Annotated in this window: 3 protein-coding genes; all 3 read right to left on the minus strand. The window is 44.9% G+C overall.

What is annotated here, in order from left to right; genetic code table 11:
• Positions 1-127: 127 nt before the first annotated feature.
• Entirely contained in the window at positions 128-1,411 is a 1,284-nt protein-coding gene (locus tag AC1DVB_RS26085; protein WP_063575700.1) for a dihydrolipoamide acetyltransferase family protein, read from the minus strand.
• Positions 1,412-1,437: 26 nt separating this feature from the next.
• Entirely contained in the window at positions 1,438-2,421 is a 984-nt protein-coding gene (locus AC1DVB_RS26090; RefSeq protein ID WP_053535667.1) for an alpha-ketoacid dehydrogenase subunit beta, read from the minus strand.
• Between the two features lie 12 nt (positions 2,422-2,433).
• Positions 2,434-3,397 (minus strand): thiamine pyrophosphate-dependent dehydrogenase E1 component subunit alpha (locus AC1DVB_RS26095; protein ID WP_477591692.1); only part of this gene is annotated, 964 nt, incomplete at its 5' end.

A 3,397-nucleotide genomic window follows, 5' to 3' on the forward strand; every position in this document is an offset into this window, starting at 1 on the left:
CCCTGACCTGTATTAGAACAGCCCTTAATAAAATAATAGCAAAAATAAAATTTTTGTCGATGTTTTTCTACGGAAAAGCGAAGTGCAAAAAAAAAGGAAGGACCTTCCGGCCTTCCATTTCTTCATTTTAGTATATGGGAGTGTTGTCTTTGGAAATCTTTTCGATGATTTCTTTAACCCTCGCGAGGAATCGTCCGCATACCAGTCCGTCCAAAACACGATGATCAAGTGATAAACAGAGATTCACCATATCTCGTACTGCAATCATGTCATTAATGACCACTGGACGTTTTACAATCGTTTCAACCTGTAAAATGGCTGCCTGTGGATAATTGATGATTCCCATTGACTGGACAGAACCGAATGAGCCAGTGTTATTAACAGTGAACGTACCACCTTGCATATCCTCTGCTTTTAACTTACCTGACTTCACTTTGGATGCAAGTTCCTGTATTTCCCTTGCTATACCTTTGATTGATTTTTCATCTGCATTTTTAATGACCGGAACAAATAGGGCATCTTCAGTTGCAACGGCTATCGATATATTGATTTCTTTCTTTTGTACGATTTTTTCGCCGGCCCACATCGAATTCAGTTCTGGAAATTCCGTAAGGGCTTGAGCAACCGCTTTTACGAAAAAGGCAAAGTACGTTAAATTATAGCCTTCTTTTTGTTTAAAATCGGATTTTAGATTATCACGCAACTTCACCATATTGCTGGCGTCAACTTCCACCATCGTCCAAGCATGCGGAATTTCGTGCTTACTTTTCAACATATTGGACGCAATTGCCTTACGGATGCCGGTGACCGGTATTTCCTTGTCACCAGCCGCAGTCGGCACGTTTGTTACAGGACTTGTTTGACGATTGACTTGAGGGGCGATCTCTTCAGGAGCCGCATCGGAAATTGCGGAAGGCTCATCCGCCTTAGGAAGATTCCCTGATTCAACAAGTTTCAGTAAATCTTTACGGGTGATCCGTCCCTCATTCCCCGTTCCTTTAACTTTTGATAGATCGATTCCATGCTCCTGGGAAAGTTTTAACACAGCTGGTGAATAGCGAGCTTTCCTTGATGGTTCTGCCGCTTGCTGCACATCTCTTATAACAGGTGCATCAACTTTTTCCTCATTATGAGAAATTTGCCCAGCATTTTCATTATCCGTCTTTCCCGTTTCAACTTCAATCGAGCAAATGACTTCTCCGACTGCCAATGTTTGATTCTCATCCGCTTTCAATTCCTTGATGATGCCGGTGAAGGAAGAAGGAACCTCAGCATTTACTTTATCCGTCATCACTTCAGCTAGCGGGTCGTATTTCGTGACATGATCTCCAGGCTTCACAAGCCATTTACTGATGGTTCCCTCTGTGACACTTTCGCCTAGTTGGGGCATCTTCATTAATTCCATAGCCATAATTCGTTCCTCCTTCTTAACAGTCATTAATACTCGGCCAATTCCCTCATTGCTTTTTCCACTTTATCGGGATTCACCATGAAATGTTTTTCCATCGTTGGCGCGTAAGGCATGGCAGGTACATCCGGGCCGGCCAATCGTTTTACAGGGGCATCCAAATCAAAAAGGCAATGCTCGGCAATTATGGCTGCGACCTCACTCATGATGCTTCCTTCTTTATTATCTTCCGTAACCAGTAATACTTTCCCCGTTTTAGAAGCTGCTTCTATGATGGCATCCTTATCCAAAGGATACACGGTACGCAAGTCAAGAACATGTGCAGAAATTCCATCTGCAGCTAATTTTTCTGCTGCCTGAAGGGCAAAATGCACACAAAGGCCATAGGAGATGACTGTAATGTCTTCCCCTTCCCTTTTCACATCCGCCTTACCGATTGGAAGTACATAATCTTCAGTAGGCACCTCACCCTTGATCAAGCGGTATGCACGTTTATGTTCAAAGAAAAGCACTGGGTCTTCATCGCGAATGGCAGCTTTAAGCAAACCCTTTACATCATACGGAGTGGAAGGCATCACAATTTTCAAGCCCGGCTGATTGGCAAAGATCGCTTCAACCGATTGCGAATGATAAAGAGCTCCATGTATTCCCCCTCCATATGGAGCACGGATTACCATAGGACAGCTCCAGTCATTATTGGAACGGTATCTGATTTTGGCTGCCTCTGAAACGATTTGGTTAATGGCTGGCATGATGAAATCAGCGAATTGCATCTCGGCTATCGGCCGAAGCCCATACATGGCGGCTCCAATTCCAACTCCTGCGATTGCAGATTCTGCGAGCGGGGTATCGATGACCCTGTCTTCACCGAATTGGTCGTATAAACCATTAGTGGCTTTAAAGACCCCACCTTTTTTTCCTACATCCTCTCCCAATACGAATACACGGGAATCTCGTTCCATCTCTTCCCTCATTGCCATTGTCACGGCATCTATATAAGAWATCACTGGCATTCTATTACCCCCTTACTTTTGTGCATACACATGATTCATAGCACTTTCAGCCTTTGGATATGGAGCACTTTCAGCATAATCGGTTGCTTCGTTGACTATCTTCATTACTTCATCATTCATTTGTTTCTCAAGGTCATCATCCATGATTCCCACTTCTTTTAAATAGGCTCCAAATGTCATTATGGAATCCTTCGTTTTGGCTTCGGCCACTTCGTCCGCCGTCCGGTAGCTTCGGTCATCATCATCACTTGAATGTGGTGTGAGCCTGTATGAGACGGTTTCCACTAGTGTAGGGCCTTCTCCCCTTCGTCCACGGTCAGCCGCTTCTTTCACCGCAGCATACACGGCCAATGGATCATTGCCATCCACCGTTATTCCAGGCATCCCATAGCCAATCGCCCTGTCGGAAACATTTTCACACGATAGCTGTTTCTCTATAGGAACGGAAATCGCATATTTATTATTTTCACACATGAAAATGACCGGTAGCTTATGCACACCTGCAAAGTTGGCCCCTTCATGAAAATCGCCCTGATTGGATGAACCTTCCCCAAACGTTACGAAAGTCACCAAATCCTTACCTTCCATCTTCCCTGCAAGGGCAATTCCGACTGCATGCGGGACCTGTGTCGTTACAGGCGATGAACCAGTGACGATCCTATTTTTCTTTTGACCAAAATGACCTGGCATTTGGCGCCCACCGGAATTGGGATCTTCCTCTTTCGCGAAACCTGAAAGCATCAAATCTTTTGCGGTCATTCCGAAGGTAAGCACCACACCTACATCCCGGTAATAAGGCAGTACATAATCCTTTTGCCGATCAAGCGCAAACGCTGCCCCAACCTGTGCAGCTTCTTGCCCCTGGCAGGAAATCACGAAGGGAATTTTCCCGGACCGGTTTAGAAGCCACATGCGCTCATCAATTCTGCGGGACAAAAGCATTGTCCGGTACATATCTAAAACCGTTTCCTCATTT

It is taken from the genome of Peribacillus sp. P4_D6 (assembly GCF_056401795.1).

Bases quoted from the DNA above. Each gene is read 5' to 3' on its own strand.
- AC1DVB_RS26085 (WP_063575700.1), bottom strand. From the start codon at position 1,411: ATGGCTATGGAATTAATGAAGATGCCCCAACTAGGCGAAAGTGTCACA.